Annotated in this window: 1 protein-coding gene and 1 pseudogene; both read right to left on the bottom strand. The window is 55.3% G+C overall.

Annotated features, from left to right (window positions below; genetic code table 11):
- Positions 1 to 234: UvrD-helicase domain-containing protein (locus MUA00_RS00245; RefSeq protein ID WP_271130454.1), on the bottom strand; the 234-nt coding region annotated here is incomplete at its 3' end.
- A pseudogene (locus MUA00_RS00240) lies at positions 231 to 488 on the bottom strand (ATP-dependent endonuclease); the annotation flags it as partial. The gene MUA00_RS00245 and the pseudogene MUA00_RS00240, both read right to left, overlap by 4 nt.

Raw genomic sequence — 488 nt, 5'->3', positions numbered from 1 at the left:
CTCTTTCAGGTTGCTACTGGCGTCCACCTTGAACGAGATAGCCAGAATTCGTTTGGGATAGCGGCAGGCTCCTGTGCGTAGAAGGAAATCTGCACGCTGCGCAAGCATTTCAGTTTTGCCTGCACCTGGGCCTGCTGTAAGAGCAAGGCTGTGCATCTGTTCCTTGGCTGCACGAAGGGCGTTAGGCTCAAGCGTTAGTCCATCAGCGGGCTTCCATGCATCGACGGTTATCACTCGGGCAACTCCGCGAGTTTGGCGATCACGGCATCGGCCAAGCGTCCGAGAGATTCGGGCATGTTCGCGAGCAGGCCCTCATCACTGAGCTTGGCGAGCGCATCAATATGCGCTGCCGGTTTGCTGCCAAGCTTGAAGCTGCGGTGATATGTGCCGAACAACTTCTGTTCGTCCTCGCTGTATTGACTTGCATCGTGGTGACTTTTCCCAAGGACAGCCTTGATCGTTGACTCATCGGGCTTTTCTCTCACTAC

The sequence above is a fragment of the Dryocola boscaweniae genome (assembly GCF_025215095.1).
GTDB lineage: Bacteria > Pseudomonadota > Gammaproteobacteria > Enterobacterales > Enterobacteriaceae > Dryocola > Dryocola boscaweniae.
The sequence above is the reverse complement of the archived record's forward strand: the minus strand, read 5'-3'. Positions and strand labels throughout refer to the sequence as shown.